Raw genomic sequence first — 22,362 nt, forward strand, 5'->3', positions numbered from 1 at the left:
TCAAGGACAACAACAATGACTGACACGCCAAAGAACGTCGCTTTCATCGGGATCGGCAAGATGGGCCTGCCGATGTCGGTGCTCGTCGCCAAGGCCGGTTATGTCGTGACCGCGTTCGACCGGAGCACGACACGGCTCGACGAGGCGCGCGCGCAAGGCATTTCGATTGCCGCTTCGCCGGCGGAGGCCGTGGGCGGCAAGGTCGCGATCATCACGTCCTTACCCGATGACGCTGCCTTGCGCGGCGCGTTGCTCGGCTCCACCGGCCTCATCGCCGCGATGGCTGCCGGAACTGTCCTGATCGAGACCAGCACCGTGAGCGTCGAGGCGTCCGCAGAGGTCGACGCAGCTGCACAGGCGCGCGGTGTCTTCTACCTGCGGGCGCCGGTCTCGGGCAATGCCAGCATCGTTCACACCGGCGCGCTGAGCTGCTTCGTCTCGGGCCCGAAGGACGCCTACGAAAACGCAAAGCCGCTGCTCGCCGCCTTCACCCGCGCCCAGACCTATCTCGGGCCCGGCGAGGAAGCGCGATATGCGAAGCTTGCGGTCAATTTGATGATCGCTGTCTCGGCCGCCATGATGGCGGAAAGCCTGGCGCTGGCGCGCAAGGGCGGCATCGGCTGGCAGGACATTCTGAAAGTTCTCGACGACAGCGCGGTGGCCTCACCGATGGTGAAGTACAAGACCGCGCCGCTGCGTAACCGCGATTTCGACTCGACCTTTTCCTGCAGGCAGATGGCCAAGGATCTCGATCTGATCCTCGGCGCCGGCCACGCGGTCGGCGTGCCGCTTCAGCTCGCCGCCCAAGTGCGGGAGACCTATGGCTCGCTGGTCGCGCAAGGCGACGGCGACGCTGACTTCATCGCGACTGTCAAACACATCGAGCGGCTGTCCGGCCTCGGCGAGCCCAAACTCTGAGTTACGGAGGCATCTATGCGCAATTTCAACGAGAACACCATCACCGACGCCGTGCTGGAGCGGATCGCGGGCGCAACCGATCCGCGCATCAGGCAGGTCAGCGAAGCGCTGGTGCGCCACCTTCATGCCTTTGTCCGCGAGGTGCGGCCGACCCAGAAGGAATGGGAATACGGCATCGACTTCCTGACCCGCACCGGCCAGATGTGCGACGACAAGCGCCAGGAGTTCATCCTGCTGTCGGACGCGCTCGGCGTCTCCATGCTGGTCGACGCCATCAACCATCCGGTGCCGGAAGGCGCGACCGAAACCACGGTGCTCGGTCCGTTCTTCGTGCAGGCCTCGCCCGAGAAAGACAACGGCGCTGACATCTCCGGCCCGATGGAGGGCGATCCGATGCTCGTCACCGGCTCGGTGTCGACTGTCGACGGACGGCCGCTCGCGGACGCGGTCGTCGACGTCTGGCATTCCGACGATGACGGCTATTACGACGTGCAGCAGCTCGACAAGATCGGCGATCTTGCGATGCGGGCGCGCTTCCACACCGACCAGAATGGCCGCTTCAATTTCTGGTCGATCAAGCCGGCCGCCTATCCGATCCCGCATGACGGCACGGTCGGCGACATGCTGGAGGTCCAGGGCCGCCATCCCTGGCGCCCGGCGCATGTGCATTTCATGATCTCGGCGCCCGGCTTCGAGCAACTCGTGACCCATGTGTTCGTGGCCGGCGACCAGTATCTCGATAGCGACGTGGTGTTCGGCGTCAAGGACAGCCTGATCCGCGAATTTGTGCGGTGCCCGCCAGGTCGTGCGCCCGATGGTCGCATGGTGGACAGCGAGTATTTTCATCTCAACTATGATTTCGGCCTGAAGCAGGTCGCAAGCAGCGCAAGAGCCGCCTAAGCTGAACGACGGCGGACCAACAAGAGTCCGGCAGGGCAAGACAGGGAGCAAGGATGGGACCACGGGTCAGCACGGGCATATTGGCCGATCGCCTCACAGGCTTGATCGGCCCGCGCGCGAGCGTCGCGCGTGGCGTGCTCGATCAGCATGGGCAGAGCGAGTCACATTATCGCAGCCTGCCGCCAGACATCGTCGTATTCCCTGAAACCACGCAGGAGGTCGCGGAGATCGTCAAGCTATGCGCGGGCGCGAACATGCCCATCGTTCCGTTCGGCGCCGGGACCTCGCTCGAAGGCAATGCGGCCGCGGTCGCGGGCGGAGTCTGCTTCGACTTCGCACGCATGAACAAGGTGCTGACGGTGCACGAGAGCGACATGGACGTCGTGGTCCAGCCCGGCATCACGCGAAAGCAGCTCAATGCGGCGCTGCGCGGCACCGGACTTTTCTTTCCGATCGATCCCGGTGCTGACGCCTCGATCGGCGGCATGACGTCCACGCGCGCCTCCGGCACCATGGCGGTGCGCTACGGCACCATGAAGGACAATGTCATCGCGATGGAGGTGGTGCTGGCGGACGGCCGCGTGATCCGGACCGCCCGGCGCGCGCGCAAGTCAGCCGCCGGCTACGACCTGACGCGCATGTTCGTCGGCGCCGAGGGCACGCTCGGTGTCATCACCGAGATCACGCTCAAGGTGCATCCCGTGCCGCAGGCGATCTCGGCCGCGGTCTGCAGCTTCGACACCCTGCAGGACGCCGTGGACACCGCGATCTCCGTGATCCAGTCCGCGATCCCCGTGGCGCGCATCGAGCTGCTCGACGACGTCATGATGCGCGGCATCAACGCCTATGCGAAGCTCGGCTATCGCGAAGCCCCGACCCTGTTCTTCGAATTCCATGGTTCTGAGACTTCCGTCGCCGAGCAGGCCGAGGCCGCACAGGCCATTGCCGCCGACCATGGCGGTCATGGCTTTGCCTGGGCGAAGGCACCGGAGGATCGCAGCCGTCTCTGGCACGCCCGCGACAACACGCTCTATGCCGGCCTGGGCCTCCGCCCCGGCGCGCGTGCCGTGATCACCGATGTCTGCGTGCCGATCTCGCGACTGGCGGAATGCCTCACGGAGACCCGGCGCGACGCGGACGAGCATGGTTTTACGGCGCCGATCGTCGGCCACGTCGGCGACGGCAATTTCCACATGCTGATCCTGATTGACCCGGCAAGGCCGGAGGAAGTCGAAGGCGCCAAGGCGCTCCAGGCTCGCATGGTCGCCCGCGCGATTGCCATGGACGGCACCTGCACCGGCGAGCACGGCATCGGGCTCGGCAAGATCGATTATCTCGCTGATGAACTCGGCGAGGCCGTCGATGTGATGCGATCGATCAAGACCGCGCTCGACCCCAAGGGCCTGATGAATCCCGGAAAGATCTTTGCAAGCGGAGCGCAGGCATGAGCACCGCCGCATTGGCCGTCGAGCCCTCCTCGCCTGTCCCGCTCCTCGAGCTGCGCGGCATCAGCAAGGAGTTTCCTGGCGTCAAGGCGCTGGATGACGTGTCCTTTGCCGTCTTCCCCGGCGAAGTCCATATGCTGCTGGGCGAGAACGGCGCCGGCAAGTCGAGCCTGATGAAGGTGCTGTGCGGGGCCTATCGCGCCGATGCCGGCGAGTTCTACTTCAAGGGCGAGCCGGTCGCGATCAACTCGGCCGCAGACGCGCAGAAGCTCGGCATCGCCGTGATCTTCCAGGAATTCTCGCTGGTCCCCCATCTCGATATCGCCCAGAACATTTTTCTCGGCCGCGAGCCGAAGGGCCGCATCCCCGGCACCATCGACCGCCGCAAGATTTTGGCCGACGCCGCGCGCGTGCTTGGCACGATCGGCTTTGACATCGACCCGTCAACCATCGTCGACAAGTTAGGGGTGGCGCAGCAGCAGATGGTCGAGATCGCCAAAGCGATCAGCCAGAACGCCCGCATCCTGGTGATGGACGAGCCGACCGCGGCGCTGTCCGATCGCGAAACCGAGCTGCTGTTCGCGCTGATCGCGCGGCTCAAGGCCGACGGCGTTTCCATCGTCTACATCTCGCACCGCATGGCCGAGGTATTCGCGCTCGGCGACCGCATCACCGTGCTGCGCGACGGTCGTCGCATCGACGGCGTTCGCCCGGCCGACGTCACGCCGGACCAGCTCGTCCGCATGATGGTCGGCCGCAATGTCGACATGACCTACCCGCGCAATTTTGCCGACGAACCCGGCGAAGTGCTGCTCGAGGTCAAGGGCCTGAGCGCCTCCACCGGAATCTCGGACATCAACATCGAGGTGCGGCGGGGCGAGATCGTCGGCCTGTGTGGCCTGGTCGGCTCCGGTCGTAGCGAGGTCGCGCGCGCGATCTTCGGGGCCGATCCCGTGACATCAGGCGAGATCGTCTTCGACGGCAAGACTATCTCCGGCGAGCCTGATCTTGCCGCCCGCTGCGGCATTGCGCTGATCCCGGAGAGCCGCAAGAGCGAGGGCCTCGCACTGTTGCGGTCGGTGGGGGACAATCTGGTGGTGTCGGCGTTGCGAAAGCTGTTTCCGAGCGGTCTGTTCGATCAACGCAGCGCGCAGCGCACTGCCGACGGCCTGATCCGGCAGTTGCGCATTGCGACGCCCAGCGCGCGCCAGACCGTCGGTCTGCTCTCCGGCGGCAATCAGCAGAAGGTCGTGATCGGGAAGTGGCTCGCTGCCGGCTCGAAGCTCTTCATCTTCGACGAGCCGACCCGGGGCATCGACATCGGCGCCAAGGCCGAAATCTTCGCCCTGATCGACCGACTTGTCGCTGAAGGCGCGGCCGCGCTGATGATCTCGTCCGAACAGGTCGAGATCTGCCATGTCTGCGACCGCGCCTATGTGATGCGCGAGGGGCGTGTCGCCGGGCACCTCGCGCGCAACGAGCTGACGGAGGAGAACATCGTGCGACTGGGGATGCATCATGCGTGAGGCCGCAGTCGTCTCTCAACCCAATCCATTGCAACGCATTCCCGGCGTTGCCATCGTGCTGGTGCTGCTGATCGCGCTGTTCAGCACGATCGCGCCCGGTTTTCTGTCGGTCGCCAACCTCTCCAACGTGCTGGTGCAGTCGACGATCCTGACCATGCTCGCGCTGCCGATGACCTTGATCATCATGACCGAGGGGCTGGACCTGTCGATGGGCGCGGTGCTGACCCTGACCTCGCTCTGCGTCGCCATCGTCTCGCTCGCCACCCACTCGATGTCGCTCGGCCTCGGTGCCGGGCTTCTCGTCGGCACAGCCTTCGGCTTCGCCAACGGCTGGCTGGTCGCCATCGTGGGCATCCCACCTTTCGTCGCGACCTTGGGCACGCTTGGCATGGCGCAAGGCCTGTCACTGATCGTCAGCGACGGCCAGAGCGTGGTCGGCATCCCCCACAGCGTACGCGACATCTATTCGGCGACGCTGCTGGGCGTTCCCGTGCCGATCGTGATGGCGCTGGTGACCTATGCAACGTTTCACGGCCTGCTCTATCACACCCGTTTCGGCACCTACATCTTCGCGCTCGGCGGCAACCGGGAGGCGCTGCGCTATGCCGGCCTGTCACCCAACCGTCTGCTGATCATGGTCTATGCGATCGGTGGCGCGATGGCCGGCATTGCCGGCCTGCTGATGACGGCGCGGATGAATTCCGGGCATCCAACAGCCGGCCTCGGTCTCGAATTCGACGCCATCGCGGCCGTCGCCGTCGGCGGCACGTCGTTCGAGCGCGGCAATGGCTGGCTGCTCGGCACTGTGCTCGGCGTGCTCTCCGTCGGCGTGCTGCGCAATGGGCTGAACCTGATCTCGCTGCCGTCCTCGGTGCAGGTCGCAAGCGTCGGCGTCCTCGTCATCGTCGCGCTGTTCCTCGACGGGCTCAGGAGCCGCGCATGACCGACCTCAGCAAAGAGGCCATCGCGCCGCCGCGCTCGTTCCTGTCGCAGGATGCGATCCAATTATTCTATCGCCTGCTTGCGGCGCTGCTGATCTGTGCGGTGCTTGCCGTGCTCAGCGATTCCTTCCTGAGCCTCGGCAACATCCTCAATGTGCTCAGGCAGGCGAGCCTGACCTTCTTCATCGCCTCCGGCCTGACCCTGGTGGTGCTGACCGCGGGCCTCGATCTCTCCGTCGGCGCCAATGTCGCGCTGTCCGCCTGCATCGCCGGGACCGTGATCCACAAGACCGGCTCGCCGGCGCTTGGCATCCTCACCGGGCTTGCCTGCGGCGGCATCGTCGGCCTGCTCAACGGCGTCATGGTCACCGCGCTTCGTATCCCCTCCTTCATCGCCACCTACGGCATGCTCTGGGTGCTGAACGGCCTCACCTACTGGTACATGGCGGGCGAAACCCTTCACGGCTTTCCGGCAGGCTTCCGCCAGATCGGCAGCGGCTATCTGTTCGGCCTGCCGATCCCGGTCTACCTGCTGCTGGTGTTCCTCGGGATCGGAACACTGTTTGCGCAGCGAACGATCTGGGGCCAGGAGATCTATGCGATCGGCGCCAATCCGGTCGCGGCACGGCTCTCCGGCATTCCGGTCGCGCGCCGCCTGCTGCTGGTCTATGCCGTCTCCGGCACCATGGCGGGGCTCGCCTCGATCATCTTCCTGTCGCGGCTCAATTCGGCAGAGGCCGACATCGGCGAGAGCCTGACGCTGCCCGCCATCGCCGCCGTGCTGATCGGCGGCACCTCGCTGTTCGGCGGCGTCGGCACTGTGTTTGGCACCTTCATCGGCGCATTGATCCTGACGCTGGTGCTGAACGGCATGAACCTCTTGTCGGTCAGCGCCAACTGGCAGCCGCTGGTCACCGGCATCATCGTCATTCTCGCGGTCTGGCTCGACATGAAGACCCGGCGCCGCGCGCAATGAGTTCTTGAACGACCAACAAGCAAAACGAGGGATGGAGGCAACATGAAACAGAAACTGGGTTATTTGGCGCTGCCGCTGCTGATGGCGGCCGCGCTCACCACGCAAGCGCGCGCCGACGGCGAGACCATCGCCGTCTTCACCAAGAACCAGACCAACCCGTTCTTTCAGACGGTGCGGGTCGGCGCCGACAACATGGCCAAGACGCTAAACGCGAAGACGCTGCAGTACATTCCGACCAAGCCCGACAGCATTCCCGAGCAGCTCAGCCAGATCGAGGACGTCGTGGTGAAGAAGCCGAGCGCCATCGTCTTCACGCCGGTCGACTACAAGGCGATGGTACCGGGTGTCGAGAAGATCAACGAAGCCAAGATCCCCGTCGTCAACATCACCGACCGCTCGGCCGGGGGCAAGTTCCTGTCCTTCGTCGGCGCCGACGATTACAGCCTCGGGCTCGAGACCGCGCGCTTCCTGCTCAAGACGCTGGGCGGCAAGGGCAACATCGTCATCATCGAGGGCGTCAAGGGCTCGCTGACCAATGTCGACCGCGTCCGCGGCTTCAACGACGCACTGAAGGAAAACGCCGGTGCCAAACTGTTGGCCTCGCAGCCCGGCAACTACCAGCGGCTCCAGGCGCTCCAGGTGATGGAGAATCTGATGCAGTCGAACGCGCAGATCGACGGCGTGCTCGCCGCCAACGACGCCATGGCCGTCGGTGCGATCGAGGCGCTCGACGGCGCCAACCGCAAGGCGCAGGTGATCGGCATCAACGGCACCAAGGAAGCGATCGACGCGATCAAGTCCGGCAAGCTGCTCGCGAGCGGCGACTACAACGGATTTTTTCAGGGATGCCTTGGCACCATGATGGCGATCCGCTCCCTGCGCAACCAGCCCGTCATTGCCGAGATCGTGCTGAAGCCGACCGTGATCACCAAGGACAATTACCAGCCGTTCGACGTGCCGCTGGAGCAACGGAGCTGCCCGACTTTCGAGGAAGCCAGCAAGCTCGGCGGCAAGTAACCAGGCGCACCCATCGCGACAAGCCCGGACGGCCGCAGCCGCGGCCGTCCCAAGAAAACGAGACATAAACGGAGACCATCATGCTGTTCGCCATTCACGCCGTCGACCGCGCCGGGGCGTTGCCGACCCGGCTCGCCAATTACGACGCCCACAAGGCTTTCCTGAGCGACACCTCGCGCTTCAGCGTCGAGATCGTGATGTCGGGACCGCTGGTCTCCGACGACGGCGCGACCATGATCGGCAGCCTGTTCCTGATCGAGGCGCCTGGCCGCAGCGAGGTCGAGGCTTTCAACCGAGCCGATCCGTTTGCAGCGGCCGACATCTGGGACAAGGTCACGATCACGGGCTTCCTGCGCCGCCAAGGCTGAAAGGCGGCTCAACAAAAACGCGAAAACAACCCCATGCACAGTAAGAACGGGGTTGTTTTTACACATGAATTTTCGTCGCAAACGTCTTTGACTCGTCGGGCAGAACAGGAGCGGAGTGCCATCCTTGCCCGATTGTCGCCCCTACGCCTCGATCCAGAGCTTCGCCGCGGCCCCAACGGCTAGCCGCTCGCCACCGCGGCACCTTCTTCGAGATGACAGGCCACCCACTGCTCGGGGCCAGCCGCGCGCAATGTCGGCTCCTCGGTCCGGCAGCGATCGAACACGAGCGGGCAACGGGTGTGGAAGCGGCACCCGCTCGGCGGGTTGATCGGACTCGGCACGTCGCCCTTGAGGATGATCGGATTGCGCTGGGCCCCCGGCTCCGGCAGCGGGACCGCCGAGAGCAGCGCCTTGGTGTAAGGATGCTTTGGCGCGGCGAAGATCTCGTAGCGCGGCGCCACCTCGACGATCTTGCCGAGATACATGACCGCGACGCGATGGGTCATGTGCTCGACGATCGCGAGGTCGTGGCTGATGAACAGCAGCGCCAGGCCGAACTCGCGCTGGAGATCCTGCAGCAGATTGACGATCTGGGCCTTGACCGAGACGTCGAGCGCCGAGACCGCCTCGTCGCAGACGATCAGCTCGGGCTCGGCGGCGAGCGCCCGCGCGATGCCGATGCGTTGGCGCTGGCCGCCGGAAAATTCATGCGGCCTGCGGTTCAACGCCTCGCGCGGCAGGCGCACGGTGTCCATCAGCGCGGTCACGCGGGTCTCGAGGTCGATTGCGGATTTGGCGAGGCCGAAATTGCGGATCGGCTCGGCCAGGATGTCGCGCACGCGCATGCGCGGATTGAGGCTCGAGAACGGGTCCTGGAACACCACCTGCACACGGCGGCGCATCTGGCGCATCGTGCTCGGATGGGCGTCGTCGATGCGCTGGCCGTCGAGGATGACCTGCCCCGACGTGATGTCGAACAGTCGCAGGATCGCACGGCCGACCGTCGATTTGCCGCAACCGGACTCGCCGACCAGAGAGAGCGTCTCGCCGCGCGCGATCTCGAACGACACGCCGTCCACCGCATAGACCCATTCGGACTTGCGGCTGAACAGGCCCTTTTTGACCGGGAAGTGCTTCTTGAGGTCGTTGACCTGGAGCAGCGGGGGACTCATGCCGCGACCGCTCCCTTGGCCGCATAGTGGCAGGCCGCGACGTGACGTGGCCCCTTCTCTTCGAGCCCCGGCGCGTACTGCCGGCAGAGATCGGTCGCGAGCGCGCAACGTCCGGCGAAGACGCAGCCGACGATGGGCTTGCGCAGATCAGGCACCTGCCCCGGAATTTCAGCCAGCCGTCTCGCGGTGCCGGTCAGCGACGAGCCGAGCCGCGGCACTGCGCCGAGCAGGCCCTGCGTATAGGGATGACGCGGCGATCGGAACAGTTCCGCCACCGGCGCCTCCTCGACCTTGCGGCCGGCATACATGACCATGACGCGCTCGGCGATCTCGGCGACGACGCCGAGATCGTGGGTGATCAGGATGATCGCTGCGCCAACCCGGTGCTTGAGGTCCAGCATCAATTTCAGGATCTGCGCCTGGATCGTCACGTCGAGCGCGGTGGTCGGCTCGTCGGCAATGAGAAGCTTTGGATTGCAGGCGAGTGCAATGGCGATCATGACACGCTGGCGCATGCCGCCGGAGAGCTGATGCGGATATTCGCGCACGCGACGCTTCGGCTCGGGAATGCCGACCAGAATCAACATCTCGATGGCGTGCGCCTCTGCGGCCTGCTTGTCCAGGCCCTGGTGGATCATCAGCGTCTCGCGGATTTGACGCCCGACGGTCAGGACCGGGTTGAGGCTGGTCATCGGCTCCTGAAAAATCATCGAGATGTCGTTGCCGCGGATCGCGCGCATCTCGCGGTCGGACATTTGCAGCAGGTCCTTGCCCGCGAAGCGGATGCTGCCGGCGATCCTTCCCGGCGGTTCCGGGATCAGCCGCATCAGCGACATCGAGGTCACCGACTTGCCGCAGCCGGACTCACCGACGATCGCGAGCGTCTCGCCCTCGTTGACATGGAACGACACGCCTTCAACCGCGCGGTTGATGCCGCTGGGCGTCCGGAAGTGGGTCTGGAGGTTCTCAACTTCGAGCAGCGCCATCGTGATCAGCCCCTTGACATCAGAGGCTCTTGGCCATGCGCGGATCGAGCGCATCGCGAAGGCCGTCGCCGAGCAGGTTCACGGCAAGCACGGTGACGGACAGGAAGGCCGCCGGAAAGAACACGATGTAGGGTTTGACCTGCCACAGCGCCCGCCCCTCGGCCATGATGTTGCCCCAGGACGGAATGGTCGGCGGCGTACCAGCGCCGATGAAGGACAGGATCGCCTCGGTGATCATCGCGCTGGCACAAATGTAAGTCGCCTGGATCAGCATCGGCGCCAGCGTGTTGGGCAGGATATGGCGCAGGATGATCATCGGTGTGCGCGTGCCGCAGGCCACTGCCGCATCCACGTAGGGCTGCTCGCGCAGCGAGAGCACGACGCTGCGCACGAGGCGGGAGACGCGCGGGATTTCGGCGACGGTGATCGCGAGAATGACGTTGCCGACGCTGCCGCGTGTCAGCGCCATCAGCGCGATCGCCAGCAGGATCGGCGGGATCGACATCAGGCCGTCCATGAAGCGCATCAAGATGCCGTCGGCCCAGCGGATGAAGCCGGAGACAATGCCGATGGCGAGACCGGCCGCGGAGGCGAAGATCGCAACGGACAAGCCGACCGTGAGCGAGACGCGCGCGCCGAACAGCACGCGTGAATAGATGTCACGGCCGAGAACGTCGGTGCCAAACCAGTAAAGCGCCGACGGTGCGCGGGTCCGCTTGGCCGGCGCAAGTGCGGTCGGATCCACCGTTCCAAGATAAGGCGCAAAGATCGCGATCAGGACGAGCAACAGCAGCAACGTGCCGCCAATGGCAACGGTGGGATGGCCGCGCAGCAGCCCGACGAAGCCGCGCCGGATCGTAACCGGCCGGAGGATCTCAGGCAGTTGCGGCGCGAGGACGAAGCCCGCCGGCAGCGCTTGCGGATTGACGGTCGTATCGGTCAATAGCGGATCCTCGGGTCAACGAGCGTATAAATGACGTCGATCATCAGATTGACGAGGACGTAGACGAAGCTGAACAGCAGCACGATGCCCTGGATTACGGGATAATCGCGGCGCAGGATCGCGTCGATCGTGAGCCGGCCGAGGCCGGGAATCGCGAAAACGCTTTCCGTGACGACCGCGCCGCCGATCAGCAGCGCGATGCCGATGCCGATCACCGTGACGATCGGCACCGCCGCGTTCTTCAGCGCGTGGACGAACAGGATGCCGCCCTGTCCGAGGCCCTTGGCGCGCGCGGTGCGGATATAATCCTGCTGCAATACTTCGAGCATGGTGGCGCGCGTGATACGGGCGATCAGCGCGATGTAGACACAGCCGAGCGCGATCGCCGGCAGGATCAGGTTTTGCAGCCAGGGCCAGACGCCCTGGGCGAGCGGCGTATAGCCTTGCACCGGAAGCCATTCGAGCTCCAGCGCGAAGACGTAGGCGAGGACATAGCCGACGACGAAGACCGGCAGGGAGAAGCCGAACACGGCAAAGGCCATGATGGCCCGGTCGATCAGGCTTCCCGCCTTCCAGGCCGCCAGCACGCCGAGCGGCACCGCGACCACGATCGTGAGCAGGAGCGTGACCATCATCAGCGACAGCGTCGGCCCGAGACGCTGCCCGATCATGGTCGAGACCGGCAAATTGGTGAAGATCGAGGTGCCGAGATCGCCGTGCAGAATGCGCCAGACCCAGCTGCCGAACTGGATCAGGAAGGGTCGGTCGAGGCCGAGGCTCTGCCGGATGCGCTCCACATCCTCCGGACTTGCCTGATCGCCCGCGATCACCACGGCGGGATCTCCCGGCGCGATGTAGAGCAGGCTGAACACGAACAGCGCGACGATGGCCATCACTGGCAAGGTCGAGGCGATACGCCGGAGGATGTAGGATAGCATCTGGCTTCAGCGCAAGGTCATGCGGATTTCGACACGCCCCAGAAGAACGGCAGCGGCCCCTTTGTGATGCCGGAGACGTTCTTGCGCCAGGCCGTGTAGCTGAGGAAGAAGCCGGTCGGCGCGTAGACGACGTCCTCGAGCGCGACCTTGTTGAGACGAGCGACCGCGGCCTTCTCCTCGTCGAGGCCCTTGGCCTCGAACCAGGACGTGACCTCCTTTTCCGTGCCGGGGCTGTTCGGCCAGCCGAACCAGGCCTTGTCGCCGTTGGCGCGAATGGCGGTATAGGGCGCCGGATTGATGCAGTCCGAACCCGCATGCCAGGTGTGGAACATGTTCCAGCCGCCCTGTCCGGGCGGCGTCTTTTGCGCGCGACGCGAGCCGACCGTGCCCCAATCGGTCGCGACGAAGTCGACATTCATGCCGAGCTTCTTCAAGAGATCGGCGGTCACATCGCCGAACGCCTTGGTGATCGGCTGGTCCTGCGCCACCAGGCAGGTCACCGGCTGGCCGGAATAACCGCTCTCGGCGAGCAGCTTCTTGGCAGCGTCAAGATCGCGCTTGCCCTTGAGGACCTCGCCGCCCGCCTCGGTGTAGAGCGGCGTATCCGGTGTGAAGAAGCCGGGCAGCGACTTCCACAGCGAATTGTCGTCACCGACGAGCGCGCGCATATAGTCTTCTTGGCTCATCGCCATCAGCACTGCGCGCCGCGCCCGCACGTCGTTGAAGGGCGGATACAGGAAGTTCATGCGGAACGAGCCGACATTGCCGAGCGGATCGCCGATGTCGACGCTGATGTTCTTGTTGTTCTTGAGGACCGGGACGAGGTCCGCGATCGGGTTCTCCCACCAGTCGATCTCGCCGTTTTGCAACGCGGCCGCGGCGGTCGCCGGATCCGGCATCACGATCCATTCGACGCGGTCGAGCAGCATCTGCTTGCCGCCGGCGAGCCACGACGCCTTCTCCTGCCGCGGTACATAGTCGGCAAACTTCTCGAACACGGCTTTCGCGCCGGGGACCCACTCGCCCTTGGCAAACTTCATCGGCCCCGAGCCGACATAATCGCCGATCTGCTTGAACGGGTCGGTCTGCGCGATGCGCTCCGGCATGATGAAGGCGCAGGGCGAGTTGTTCTTGCCAAGCGCATAGAGCATCTTCGGGAACGGCTGCTTCAGCACCCATTTGAAAGTGCGATCGTCGACAGCAGTGAGTTCCTGCTGCAGTGCCTTGAGCATCAGCCCCATCGGATCGCGCGCCGCCCAGCGGGTGAGACTCGCAACGACGTCCCTGCTCCGCACCGGCTCGCCGTCGTGGAATTTGAGGCCCGGCCGCAATTTGAACGTCCAGGTGGTGCCGTCGTCGGTCACTTCCTCGGACTCGACCATCTGCCGCTGCGGCTGGAGCGCGGAATCGACGCCGTAGAGCGTATCCCAGACCAGCGCGGCGGCATTGCGCACGACATATTGCGTGCCCCAGATCGGGTCGAAATTGGCGAGGTTTGCTTGCGGCACGAAGCGCAGGGTGCGCGCGGAGGCGCCTTGTGCGATCGCCGGGGCCGAGAGGCCGCTCAATGCCAGACCGCCCGCGCCGGCAAGTCCCTTCAATACGGTCCTGCGATCCATGAAATCCTCCCAATAGTGCCGTGATGCCGGCCATCGTTGGCCAAGAACAGGTGAAACCAGAGCTCATTGGCGTGCAAATGGTATGCCACTAACCGGACCTTCGCCAGCGGGATATCCGCACCATTTGGGCCGGGCGAGACCTCAAAGCGCAGCCGCCAGCACTGGCCCGGTCTCGATATGCGGAATCGCCTCGACGAGCTTGCGCGTGTAGTCGGTCTTGGGATTGTCGAACAGCGCCCGGCTCTCGCCCTGCTCCACGATGCCGCCATTGCGCAGCACGATAGTGCGATCGCAAAGCATGCGCACCACGTTGAGATCGTGGCTGACGAACAGCAGCGCGATGTCGTTCTCGCGCCTGAGACGATCGAGCAGTTGCAGTACCACCGCCTGAACGGATACGTCGAGCGCGGCGGTCGGCTCGTCCAGCACCAGGAGCCGCGGCCGGCAGGCGATGGCGCGCGCGATGCCGACGCGCGCCTTCTGGCCGCCGGAGAGCTGATGCGGAAAGCGCGGCAACAGATCCAGCTGCAGCCCCACACGCTCGGCGCAATCCTCCACCCGCTTGCGCAGCGCATCGCCCCCACGCATACGATCGAGCCGCATCAGCGGATGGGCGATGCAATCGAAGGCGGTGAAGCGCGGATTGAGGCTCTCGTTCGGGTCCTGGAACACCATCTGGATGTCTTTGCGGAAGCGCGAGCGATGAAAGTCGCGCGACGCCACGTGGCCGATCGACTGCCCGTCGAACACGATCTCGCCCTCGCTCGGATCGATCAGGCGGCAGATCATGCGCGACGTCGTGCTCTTGCCGGAGCCGGATTCGCCGACGAGGCCGACGCTCTCGCCGCCGGCCATCGTCATGGAGAAGTCCGCCACCGCCGCAGCGCCCTCGTCGAAGCGTTTTGCGAGCTTGCGCACCTCCAGCAGCGGCGGAGTCCCGTGAACGGGCTCCTGCCTGGGCCTGCTGACGACAGCCGCGTAGCCTTCCCGCTCCTCTTCCGTTACGAGGTCCGCGATCCCGGAGGTCGCGGTCGGCGACGCCGCCACCAGACGCCGGGTATAGGCGTGCTGCGGTGCGCCGAACAGCGTCCTGGGGCTAGCCTCTTCGACGATACGGCCGCGCTCCATCACCGCGATACGGCGACAATATCGCGCCGCTAACCCGAGATCGTGCGTGATCAGGACCGTCGCCATGCCGCGCGCGGCGGCAATCTCCGCCAAAAGGTCCATCACCACCTTCTGCGTGGTGACGTCGAGCCCGGTCGTCGGCTCATCGGCGATCAAGAGCGCGGGATTGCAGGAGATCGCGATCGCGATCATCACGCGCTGGCACATGCCGCCGGAGAGCTCGTGCGGATAGGCGTTCATCCGCGTCTCGGGGTCGCGGATCTGGACGGCGCGCAACAGCTCCAGCGCCTCGGCGCGGGCGGCGTCCTTCGATATCCGCTTGTGCGTGAGGATCGCGTCCGCGATCTGCAGGCCGATCGCGCGGATCGGGTTGAGCGCCGCGCGCGGGTTCTGAAAGATCATCGACATCGCGGCGCCCTGGAGCTGACGGAGATCGTCACGCCTGAGTTTTGTGACGTCTTGGCCGCGAAACAGGATTTTTCCGCCGGTGACGCGCCCGGCTGCATCGAGCAGTCGCGTCGTGGCAAAACCGGTGACCGACTTGCCCGATCCGCTTTCGCCGACGAGGCCAAGCATCTCGCCGGCCTCGACCTTGAGCGTCACGCCGCGCACGGCCTCGACCATTCCGCGCCGCGTCGAGAACGAAACGTGGAGATCGTCGATCCTGAGCAAGTCCTCGCTCATGTGCGCATGCGCGGATCGAGAATGTCCCGCATCCCGTCACCGAGGAGGTTGAAGCACAGCACGGCCATCATCAACGCGAGGCCCGGAAAGGCCACCAGCCACCACCGCCCCGTCGAGATGAAGCGGGCGCCCTCCGCGACCATGATGCCCCATTCCGGTGTCGGCGGCTTGACGCCAAGGCCAATGAAGGACAAGCCGGCGGCGTTCAGGATCGCCCAGCCGAGGTTGAGCGAGATCTGCACCGCCATCGCCGGCAGGATGTTCGGCAGCAGGAAGCGCAGCACCACCGAGAAATGGCTCTCGCCACAGGAACGCGCCGCCTCCACCCAGCCGACATTGCGCCGGACGTTGACCTCGGCGCGCGCGAAGCGGATGTAGAACGGCAGATTGATGATCGCGGTCGCAATCACAATGTTCTCGATCCGGTTGCCGAGCGCCGCAACCATCGCCATGGCCAGAACGAACAGCGGAAAGGCCATCATGACGTCGACGAAGCGGCCGACCGAACGGTCGAGCCTGCCGCCGGCATAGCCGCAGAAAGAGCCGATGACGGCGCCGATCACGAAGGAGATGCCGACCGCCGAGACCGCGATGGCAAGGTCGAGCCGCGCCGCAACGACGATGCGGCTGAACACGTCGCGCCCGAGCTGGTCGGTGCCGGCAAGATGCGCCGCGCTCGGCGGCTGCAACGCCTCCGAGACATTGGAGACGACGGGATCATAGGGCACCAGCCACGGTCCGAAGATCGCGACCAGGACAAACAGCAGGACACCCGCCGCGGCGACTCCGGTCAGCGGGTTGCCGCGCAAAATCCAGACCGAATGGCGGAGGGTTGCGCTGGTCATCCGATCGACACCCTGGGATCGGCGATACCGTAGCAGATGTCAACAACGAGATTGACCAGCACGAAGATGCCAGCCATCAGCAGGACGAAACCCTGCACCGGCGCATAGTCGGACGATAGCAGCGCGTCGAGCGCGTAGGAGGCAACGCCCGGCCAGGAGAACACCTTCTCCACCAGGACATTGGCGCCAAGCATGGTCGAGAACACGATGCCGGCAATGGTGATGACGGGCAGGATCGCATTACGCAGCGCATAGGTGACGACGACCTTCTGCCAGGACAATCCGACCGAGCGCGCCGTGCGCACGAAATCGCTGCCGAGCGAGACCAGCATCGAGGCACGCGTGATCCGCGCCAGCGGCGCGATCACGAACAGGGCCATGCTCAGCGCAGGCAGGATCAGCTGCTTGCAGGCCGCCCACCAGCCCTCGATGTCTCCCGCGAGCAGGAAATCGATCGACAGGAATCCGGTGCGCTGCGGCGGCAGCGAGGTGAAGACGTCGATCCGCCCGGTCGGGTCAGGCGCAAGACCTAGCAGATAGTAGAACACATAGATCAGCAGCAGGCCCGACACGAAGGTCGGCACGCAGACGCCGAGCGCACAGAACAGCCGCACGCCGTGATCGACCAGCGATCCCGGCTTCAAGGCTGCGACCACGCCGAGTGGCACCGCCGCGATCAGCGCGATCAGGAGCGCCGTGAAGGTCAACTCCAGCGAGGCCGGCAGCCGTTCGCGCAGATCCTTCAGGACCGGCTGTCCCGTCATCATGGAGCGGCCGAGATTGCCGCGGCCGATATCGGACAGATAGAACACGAGCTGCTCCGGCACCGACTTGTCGAGCCCCATCTGCTTGCGGATCTGCTCGATCTCCTCCTTGCCGGCATTGGGCCCAGAGGCGAAGAACACCGCGGGATCTCCGGGGAGGACCCGCATCAGGAGAAAGGTGAAGACCAGCACGCCGAACAACGCCGGCAGCGACGACAAAAGCCGCCTCCCCGCCCGCACCACCGTCGCACCAAGTCCGGTCATCACCTTTCAGAGCTCCTCCAATTTTTCGGATGTCACTTGCGGCTGACGTCGCGATAGTCGACCTGACGATGGAATTCGTAGGTATAGCCCTCGATCGAGGCCGCCATTACGGCGTCCTGATTGGGCTGCCACAGCGGGATCTGCGGCATCTCGCTGAAATGGATCGCGTTGAGCTTGCGGCCATCCTCCTCGTACTTGGCCTTGTCGGGCTCGAAGCGCGCTTCCTGCGCGATCGTCGCCAGTTCCGGATTGTTGATCGAGCTGTAGTTCCAGCGCTGATTGCCGGTGTAGAAGTTGCGGTAGAAGTAATCGGTCGAGGGCAGCCAGGCGACGATGCCTTCCGTGAACAGGGGCAGCTTCTTCTCGTTGATCTGCGTCGACATCTGCGCATCCGGCAGCTTCTGGATGTCGACCTTGATCCCGATCTTGGCAAGCGATTCCTTCACGAGGGCCGCCATCGGCTCCGCGGTCGAGGCCTGGCCGACGTTGAAGCTGAAGGTGGTTGAAAAACCCTCCGGGAGTCCCGCGGCCTTCAGATATTCCCTCGCCTTGTCGAGATCGGTCTTCACCGGCGCCTGGAACGGATAGATCCCGTTCAGGGGCTTGCCATCCGGCCATGTCGCACCGAACAGCGGCGCGCCGCGACCGAACAGGGCAGCCTTGAACATATCCTCATAAGGCAGCGCGAAAGCGATGGCGCGGCGGACGTTGACGTTGTCGAAAGGCGGGATCTGGTTGTTCATCGAGACGAAGGTGATCGAATTGTATTGCGGCGTCGAGATCACCTTGAGCTTGCCCTTGGCCTCGAGCGATTGCACGTCGCTGGCCTGGAGATCGACGACGAGGTCGGCGTCGCCGCGCTCGACAAGATTGGCGCGGGTCGCGGGCTCCGGCACGGACTGCACGATCACGCGCTTGAAGAAGGCCGGCTTGTTGGGCGAGCCGCGGTTCCAGTCCTCGTTGCGCTTGATGATCACCTGCTCGCCGGGCTTGAAGCTCTCGATCACATAGGCACCGCTGCCGGCAGTGTGCTCCTTCAGCCAAGCGGTGGCCCAGGGATCTTCTGGGGTCGCGTGCTCCTTGGCGACCTTCGAGTTGATGATCAGCGGGTAGACCGTCGCGAGATTCGGCAGCGCGAGCTTGTCGGGCTTCGGCAGCGTCACTTCGATCGTGAGGGGATCGATCACCTTGAACTGGTCGGCCGACGTCAGCGATCCCGTCAGCAACTGTGCCTTGCCAAGGATCGGCGCGGTGACGCAGCGGTCGAGCGACCATTTCACGTCCTCGGCGGTCACGGGCGAGCCGTCCTGGAACTTGGCATCCTTGCGCAGACGGAACGTCAGCTTCAGTCCGTCCGGGCTGACGTCGTAGGATTCGGCGAGTTCGCCGGTGATCTTGTCGAGATCGAACACCCATTTGCCGTTGAGCTGCTTGCGGCCGAACGCCACCAGGCGGTCGTAGGTGCTCATGCTCAGCGCGAAGGATTCGCGCGTCGAGCCCGGGATGTTGGGATCGAGCGTGTTGACGGATGCGCCGGTGACATAGCGCAACGTCTCGGCCCTGGTCTGCGCTTGCGAAGGCGCAGTGGCGATGAGCAACAACGCGGTGGTGGCGAGCACGGAGGATGCCGACCTGAAAGACACAATACGCATTGGTTTTCCCCAAAGATCTCGACAAGAACGCCGACAGGACAGGTTAAGAAAGAAGCAAGTTGCGCGCCAGTCTCATGATGCGCCGTTGTGGACGCTTTGTCGCGGCGGCGTATGGACGATCATCGCGATTCTTCCATTTTTCGCGCTGGCCGCGTGACCACGGCCTGCGGCACGTCATAGGCGCGAAGCGAGGCCCAGTGCCGTTCGACATCGGCACGAAACAGGCCGCGCGTCAGGCCATTCACCAGCTTCGGCACCGCGGTCGTCATCGCGTTGATCGACGATCCCGACGGGCCAAAACTCATGGTGGAGGCGATGGCGAAGAGATGGATGTTCGAGATCCACGGCGTCTCGCCCGCGACGCGCTCGGTGAAGGCGTAATCGTCGGCGAGATAGGGAAAGCGGCCGAGCCGCGCGTTGCGCTCGGTCTCCGGGGGCTGGTAGCGGTCGGCCCAGATTGCGATATTGCCGGCAAATGCGCGCAGCTCGCCACGGCCGGCAAAATCCATGTCGATGCCGGTGCCGCAGATGACGAAATCCGCAGGTATGGCGCCGCGCGGCGTTTGCAACTCAATACCCTTGCCGGTCTCGCGTGCGGCCTCAAGCGGCGCGCCCTCGTGCAATGTGAAATTGGCGTGATTTGCGCAGCGATCGTAAGTCGCCTGCGGAAAGCCTTCGCGCATCTCGAGGATGGTGCGCATGAAGCGCCAGCGCCAGGCATCGTCGAGATCGCTGAGATGCCGGAGGAAGCCGCGAAAGGTCAGCCAGCGATAGGGCTGGATTACCTGGATCTGCGCACGACGGCACAGCAGGTGCACCTCGGTCGCGCCCGCTTCCAGCGCGGTTGCCGCGTTGTCGAAGGCCGATGCTCCGGCGCCGATTACAGCAACGCGCTTGCCGCGCAGGTTTTTGAAATCGATGTCGTCGGCGACGGTTGCGACCGAGCTCGTCGGCAGATGGCTCAGCGGCTCGGGGATCATCCAGTTCCCCATTCCCTCCTGCCCCGTCGCCAGCACGATCTTGCGCGCATGGAGCGTCTCGACGCCATCGCCACGCTTCACGCGTGCGGCCAGCAACCCGTCTGCGGCCGGCCGGATTTCCAGGAGCTCGCAGCCGTTGCGCACGGGCAGGCCGATCGTCCGCCGTAGCCAGAGCAGATACTCAGCCCAGTGCCCGCGCGGGATCAGGTCGAGTGTCTGCCAGCTCTCCTTGCCGAAGCGGGCCTCATGCCAGGACTGATAGGTCAGGCTGGGGATATCGAGGTCAGGACCGGTATAATCCTTTGGGCTGCGCAGCGTCGGCATGCGGGCATAGGTGAGCCACGGGCCTTCCATCCCCTCCTCGGCCTTGTCCAGCAGCAGAATGTTGCTGACACGGGAGCGCATCAGGCCGAAGCCGATGGCGATGCCGGATTGGCCGGCGCCGATCACGAGCACATCCAGCGCCGGCTTGCCGTCCGGTCCCGTCTTCGGTTCGAGCCAGGCGGCACCGGGATGCGCGATCCGCGCGATATCGGCGCGAACGTCAGCTTCGAGCTCTGTCAGTGTATCGCTCATGCCGCGAGCCAGCCTCCGTCGACCACCATCACGGTGCCGGTGGTAAATGAGGACGCATCGCTTGCGAGATGCAGCGCCGCTTGCGCGATCTCCTCGGCCTGACCGAACCGCTTCATGGCATGGCGATTGCGGGAGGTTTCGCGCACCTCGTCCGCATTGGCGTGACGGGCAAAGCTGCGGCGAAGCATCGGCGTGTCGATCGCACCGGGTGCAATGGCGTTGACGCGAATGCCGTCGGTCGCAAAGTCCACCGCCATCGTCCGCGTCAGGCCGATAATCGCGCCCTTGGCGGCGATATAGGCGCTGTTGCCCTTGCCGCCGGCGATCGCAAGCTGCGATGCCAGCGTGATGATCGAGCCGCCCTTCTGCCGCTGCATCTGCGGCACGGCCGCCCGCGCCCACAGCCAGGTGCCACCGACATTGGTGCGGAACACCGCATCCCAATCTTCGGGACTGGTTGTCAGCACCGTGCCGCCGCAGGAAAAGCCGGCGGCGGTCATCAGGATATCGAGCCGGCCGTGCCGGGCCACGACATCGCCGACTACGGTCTCGGCAAAACTGGCATCGCCGGCGTCACCGACATAGGTCGTTGCCTCGCCCACCAGGATCAGCGTCTCCTCAAGCCCCGCGACATCGCGATCGACCAGAGCGAGATGCGCGCCTTCGTCGGCAAACAGCTTCGCGCTGGCGCGGCCGATGCCGGAGCCTGCGCCCGTAATGATGGCCGTGCGCCCCTGCAGCCGCATCAGAGACTCTCCTTGTGCTGCGTCCACCAGGCGCTCATGGCTGCGGCGGACTCGGTACACCCGAACCGCGCGCGCCAGCCGAATTCCTCCGCCATCCGCGCGACCGAGAGCGGCGCACGATCCGGCCCATGGAGCTTGATGAAGGTCTTCTCTCCCGGTGCCGCCAGCCGGCATTGCAGGCCGGGATGCAACGCCGCAAAGGTCTCGCCCCATTGCAGCGCGGACCACGTTCCGCCGCCGGAGATGTTGTAGAGCCGATGGCGCGGCCGCTCGGCTTCGATCAAGACGGCCACGGCTTCAGCGGCATCGAGGGCGTAAATCCAGTCCTTGACGCCCGCGCCCGGCATGAGCGCCAGCCCGCAGCGGGCGAACTCGGCCAGGATTTGAAACTGAAGGCTCGGCGTATCCCGTACCTTGCCGATCCGTTCCCACGGACCGAACACCGCGCTCAAACGCACACTGAGAAAGTCACCATCCCACAACTCGGCGAGCCGAGCCACCGATCGTTCCGAGGCGAATTTGCTAATCGCGTAGAAAGAGACGGGATCGCAGGGCGTCTCCTCGTCCAGCACCGCATGACGCTGCCCCGCAGCGCCATAGGCGGAAGCGGATGAGAGATTAATCACGCGCCGAATGCCACGGCGGACCGCCGCGCTCAAGATCGGGATCTGAGCCATCACGTTGATCTCAAGGATACTCGAGGTGGTGGTTCGTTCGAGCTGATCCCCGGCGGTTATGGCGGCGCCAAGGACGATCGTATCAAACCTCTGCTTTAGAAGCGCGTCGATCCTTTCGACGTCAGTGATCTCACCCTGAACAACCGTGCACCGCTCGCCATAGTCGGCAAACGATCGCTCCGCTCCCGCCGGCAATTGCTTACGGTCATAAAGCGTGACGTCATGGCCGCGCGCGAGTAGCGCCTCCGCAACATTGAGGCCGACAAAGCCGGTACCGCCGAAGATGACGATCTTCAT

At 64.8% G+C, this 22,362-nt stretch carries 20 protein-coding genes; 8 read left to right on the forward strand and 12 right to left on the reverse strand.

Annotation, left to right across the window (positions count from 1 at the left end; translation table 11 throughout):
* Nucleotides 1–15: 15 nt before the first annotated feature.
* The 8 genes from AC0L30_RS04425 to AC0L30_RS04460 all read left to right on the forward strand — a co-directional run bounded on the left by AC0L30_RS04425 (nt 16) and on the right by AC0L30_RS04460 (nt 8,091).
* Entirely contained in the window at nt 16–918 is a 903-nt protein-coding gene (locus AC0L30_RS04425) for an NAD(P)-dependent oxidoreductase (protein WP_354127570.1), read from the forward strand.
* A 15-nt stretch (nt 919–933) separates the two neighbouring features.
* Nucleotides 934–1,818: an intradiol ring-cleavage dioxygenase gene (locus AC0L30_RS04430; protein ID WP_473403854.1), complete on the forward strand. Its 885-nt coding sequence runs from the start codon at nt 934–936 to the stop codon at nt 1,816–1,818.
* A gap of 53 nt (nt 1,819–1,871) precedes the next feature.
* The gene (locus AC0L30_RS04435) at nt 1,872–3,266 is read left to right on the forward strand and encodes an FAD-linked oxidase C-terminal domain-containing protein (RefSeq protein WP_473403855.1); all 1,395 of its coding nucleotides are present in this window, start codon (nt 1,872–1,874) and stop codon (nt 3,264–3,266) included.
* Nucleotides 3,263–4,789, forward strand: coding sequence for a sugar ABC transporter ATP-binding protein (locus tag AC0L30_RS04440; protein ID WP_007593075.1), 1,527 nt, complete (start codon nt 3,263–3,265; stop codon nt 4,787–4,789). Before AC0L30_RS04435 ends, AC0L30_RS04440 begins: the two co-directional genes overlap by 4 nt.
* Complete coding sequence (locus AC0L30_RS04445; protein WP_007593077.1) at nt 4,782–5,732, forward strand: ABC transporter permease; 951 nt, start codon at nt 4,782–4,784, stop codon at nt 5,730–5,732. The genes AC0L30_RS04440 and AC0L30_RS04445 overlap by 8 nt, the downstream gene beginning before the upstream one ends.
* Complete coding sequence (locus AC0L30_RS04450; RefSeq protein ID WP_354127565.1) at nt 5,729–6,706, forward strand: ABC transporter permease; 978 nt, start codon at nt 5,729–5,731, stop codon at nt 6,704–6,706. Before AC0L30_RS04445 ends, AC0L30_RS04450 begins: the two co-directional genes overlap by 4 nt.
* Before the next feature lie 42 nt (nt 6,707–6,748).
* Nucleotides 6,749–7,723: a sugar ABC transporter substrate-binding protein gene (locus AC0L30_RS04455; RefSeq protein WP_473403856.1), complete on the forward strand. Its 975-nt coding sequence runs from the start codon at nt 6,749–6,751 to the stop codon at nt 7,721–7,723.
* An 80-nt stretch (nt 7,724–7,803) separates the two neighbouring features.
* Nucleotides 7,804–8,091: a YciI family protein gene (locus AC0L30_RS04460; protein ID WP_007593082.1), complete on the forward strand. Its 288-nt coding sequence runs from the start codon at nt 7,804–7,806 to the stop codon at nt 8,089–8,091.
* Between the two features lie 179 nt (nt 8,092–8,270).
* Here AC0L30_RS04460 and AC0L30_RS04465 read toward each other — a convergent pair whose 3' ends face one another.
* The 12 genes from AC0L30_RS04465 to AC0L30_RS04520 form a co-directional block, all read right to left on the reverse strand.
* A complete protein-coding gene (locus AC0L30_RS04465) occupies nt 8,271–9,263 on the reverse strand; it encodes an ABC transporter ATP-binding protein (RefSeq protein ID WP_007593084.1) in 993 nt (330 codons plus the stop codon).
* On the reverse strand, nt 9,260–10,249 hold the full coding sequence (locus AC0L30_RS04470; protein WP_007593086.1) for an ABC transporter ATP-binding protein: 990 nt from the start codon (nt 10,247–10,249) through the stop codon (nt 9,260–9,262). The genes AC0L30_RS04465 and AC0L30_RS04470 overlap by 4 nt, the downstream gene beginning before the upstream one ends.
* 19 nt (nt 10,250–10,268) lie before the next feature.
* A complete protein-coding gene (locus AC0L30_RS04475) occupies nt 10,269–11,192 on the reverse strand; it encodes an ABC transporter permease (RefSeq protein ID WP_007593091.1) in 924 nt (307 codons plus the stop codon).
* On the reverse strand, nt 11,189–12,130 hold the full coding sequence (locus AC0L30_RS04480; RefSeq protein WP_007593093.1) for an ABC transporter permease: 942 nt from the start codon (nt 12,128–12,130) through the stop codon (nt 11,189–11,191). Before AC0L30_RS04480 ends, AC0L30_RS04475 begins: the two co-directional genes overlap by 4 nt.
* 17 nt (nt 12,131–12,147) lie before the next feature.
* A complete protein-coding gene (locus AC0L30_RS04485) occupies nt 12,148–13,749 on the reverse strand; it encodes an ABC transporter substrate-binding protein (protein WP_473403857.1) in 1,602 nt (533 codons plus the stop codon).
* A 141-nt stretch (nt 13,750–13,890) separates the two neighbouring features.
* The gene (gene nikE, locus AC0L30_RS04490) at nt 13,891–15,561 is read right to left on the reverse strand and encodes a nickel ABC transporter ATP-binding protein NikE (protein ID WP_473403858.1); all 1,671 of its coding nucleotides are present in this window, start codon (nt 15,559–15,561) and stop codon (nt 13,891–13,893) included.
* Nucleotides 15,558–16,406 (reverse strand): ABC transporter permease, encoded by an 849-nt coding sequence (locus AC0L30_RS04495; RefSeq protein ID WP_473403859.1) that lies wholly within the window; start codon nt 16,404–16,406, stop codon nt 15,558–15,560. Before AC0L30_RS04495 ends, nikE begins: the two co-directional genes overlap by 4 nt.
* Nucleotides 16,403–17,437, reverse strand: a complete 1,035-nt coding sequence (locus tag AC0L30_RS04500) for an ABC transporter permease (protein ID WP_473253362.1) — start codon at nt 17,435–17,437, stop codon at nt 16,403–16,405. The genes AC0L30_RS04495 and AC0L30_RS04500 overlap by 4 nt, the downstream gene beginning before the upstream one ends.
* A 29-nt stretch (nt 17,438–17,466) precedes the next feature.
* Nucleotides 17,467–19,086 (reverse strand): ABC transporter substrate-binding protein, encoded by a 1,620-nt coding sequence (locus tag AC0L30_RS04505; protein ID WP_007593103.1) that lies wholly within the window; start codon nt 19,084–19,086, stop codon nt 17,467–17,469.
* Nucleotides 19,087–19,205: 119 nt separating this feature from the next.
* The gene (locus AC0L30_RS04510) at nt 19,206–20,642 is read right to left on the reverse strand and encodes an NAD(P)-binding domain-containing protein (protein ID WP_473403860.1); all 1,437 of its coding nucleotides are present in this window, start codon (nt 20,640–20,642) and stop codon (nt 19,206–19,208) included.
* Nucleotides 20,639–21,388 (reverse strand): SDR family oxidoreductase, encoded by a 750-nt coding sequence (locus AC0L30_RS04515; RefSeq protein ID WP_473403861.1) that lies wholly within the window; start codon nt 21,386–21,388, stop codon nt 20,639–20,641. Before AC0L30_RS04515 ends, AC0L30_RS04510 begins: the two co-directional genes overlap by 4 nt.
* Nucleotides 21,388–22,362 carry an NAD-dependent epimerase/dehydratase family protein gene (locus AC0L30_RS04520; RefSeq protein ID WP_473403862.1) on the reverse strand — a complete coding sequence of 325 codons (975 nt, stop codon included), beginning with the start codon at nt 22,360–22,362 and terminating at the stop codon, nt 21,388–21,390. Before AC0L30_RS04520 ends, AC0L30_RS04515 begins: the two co-directional genes overlap by 1 nt.

The sequence above is a fragment of the Bradyrhizobium sp. MI1.11 genome (assembly GCF_055811255.1).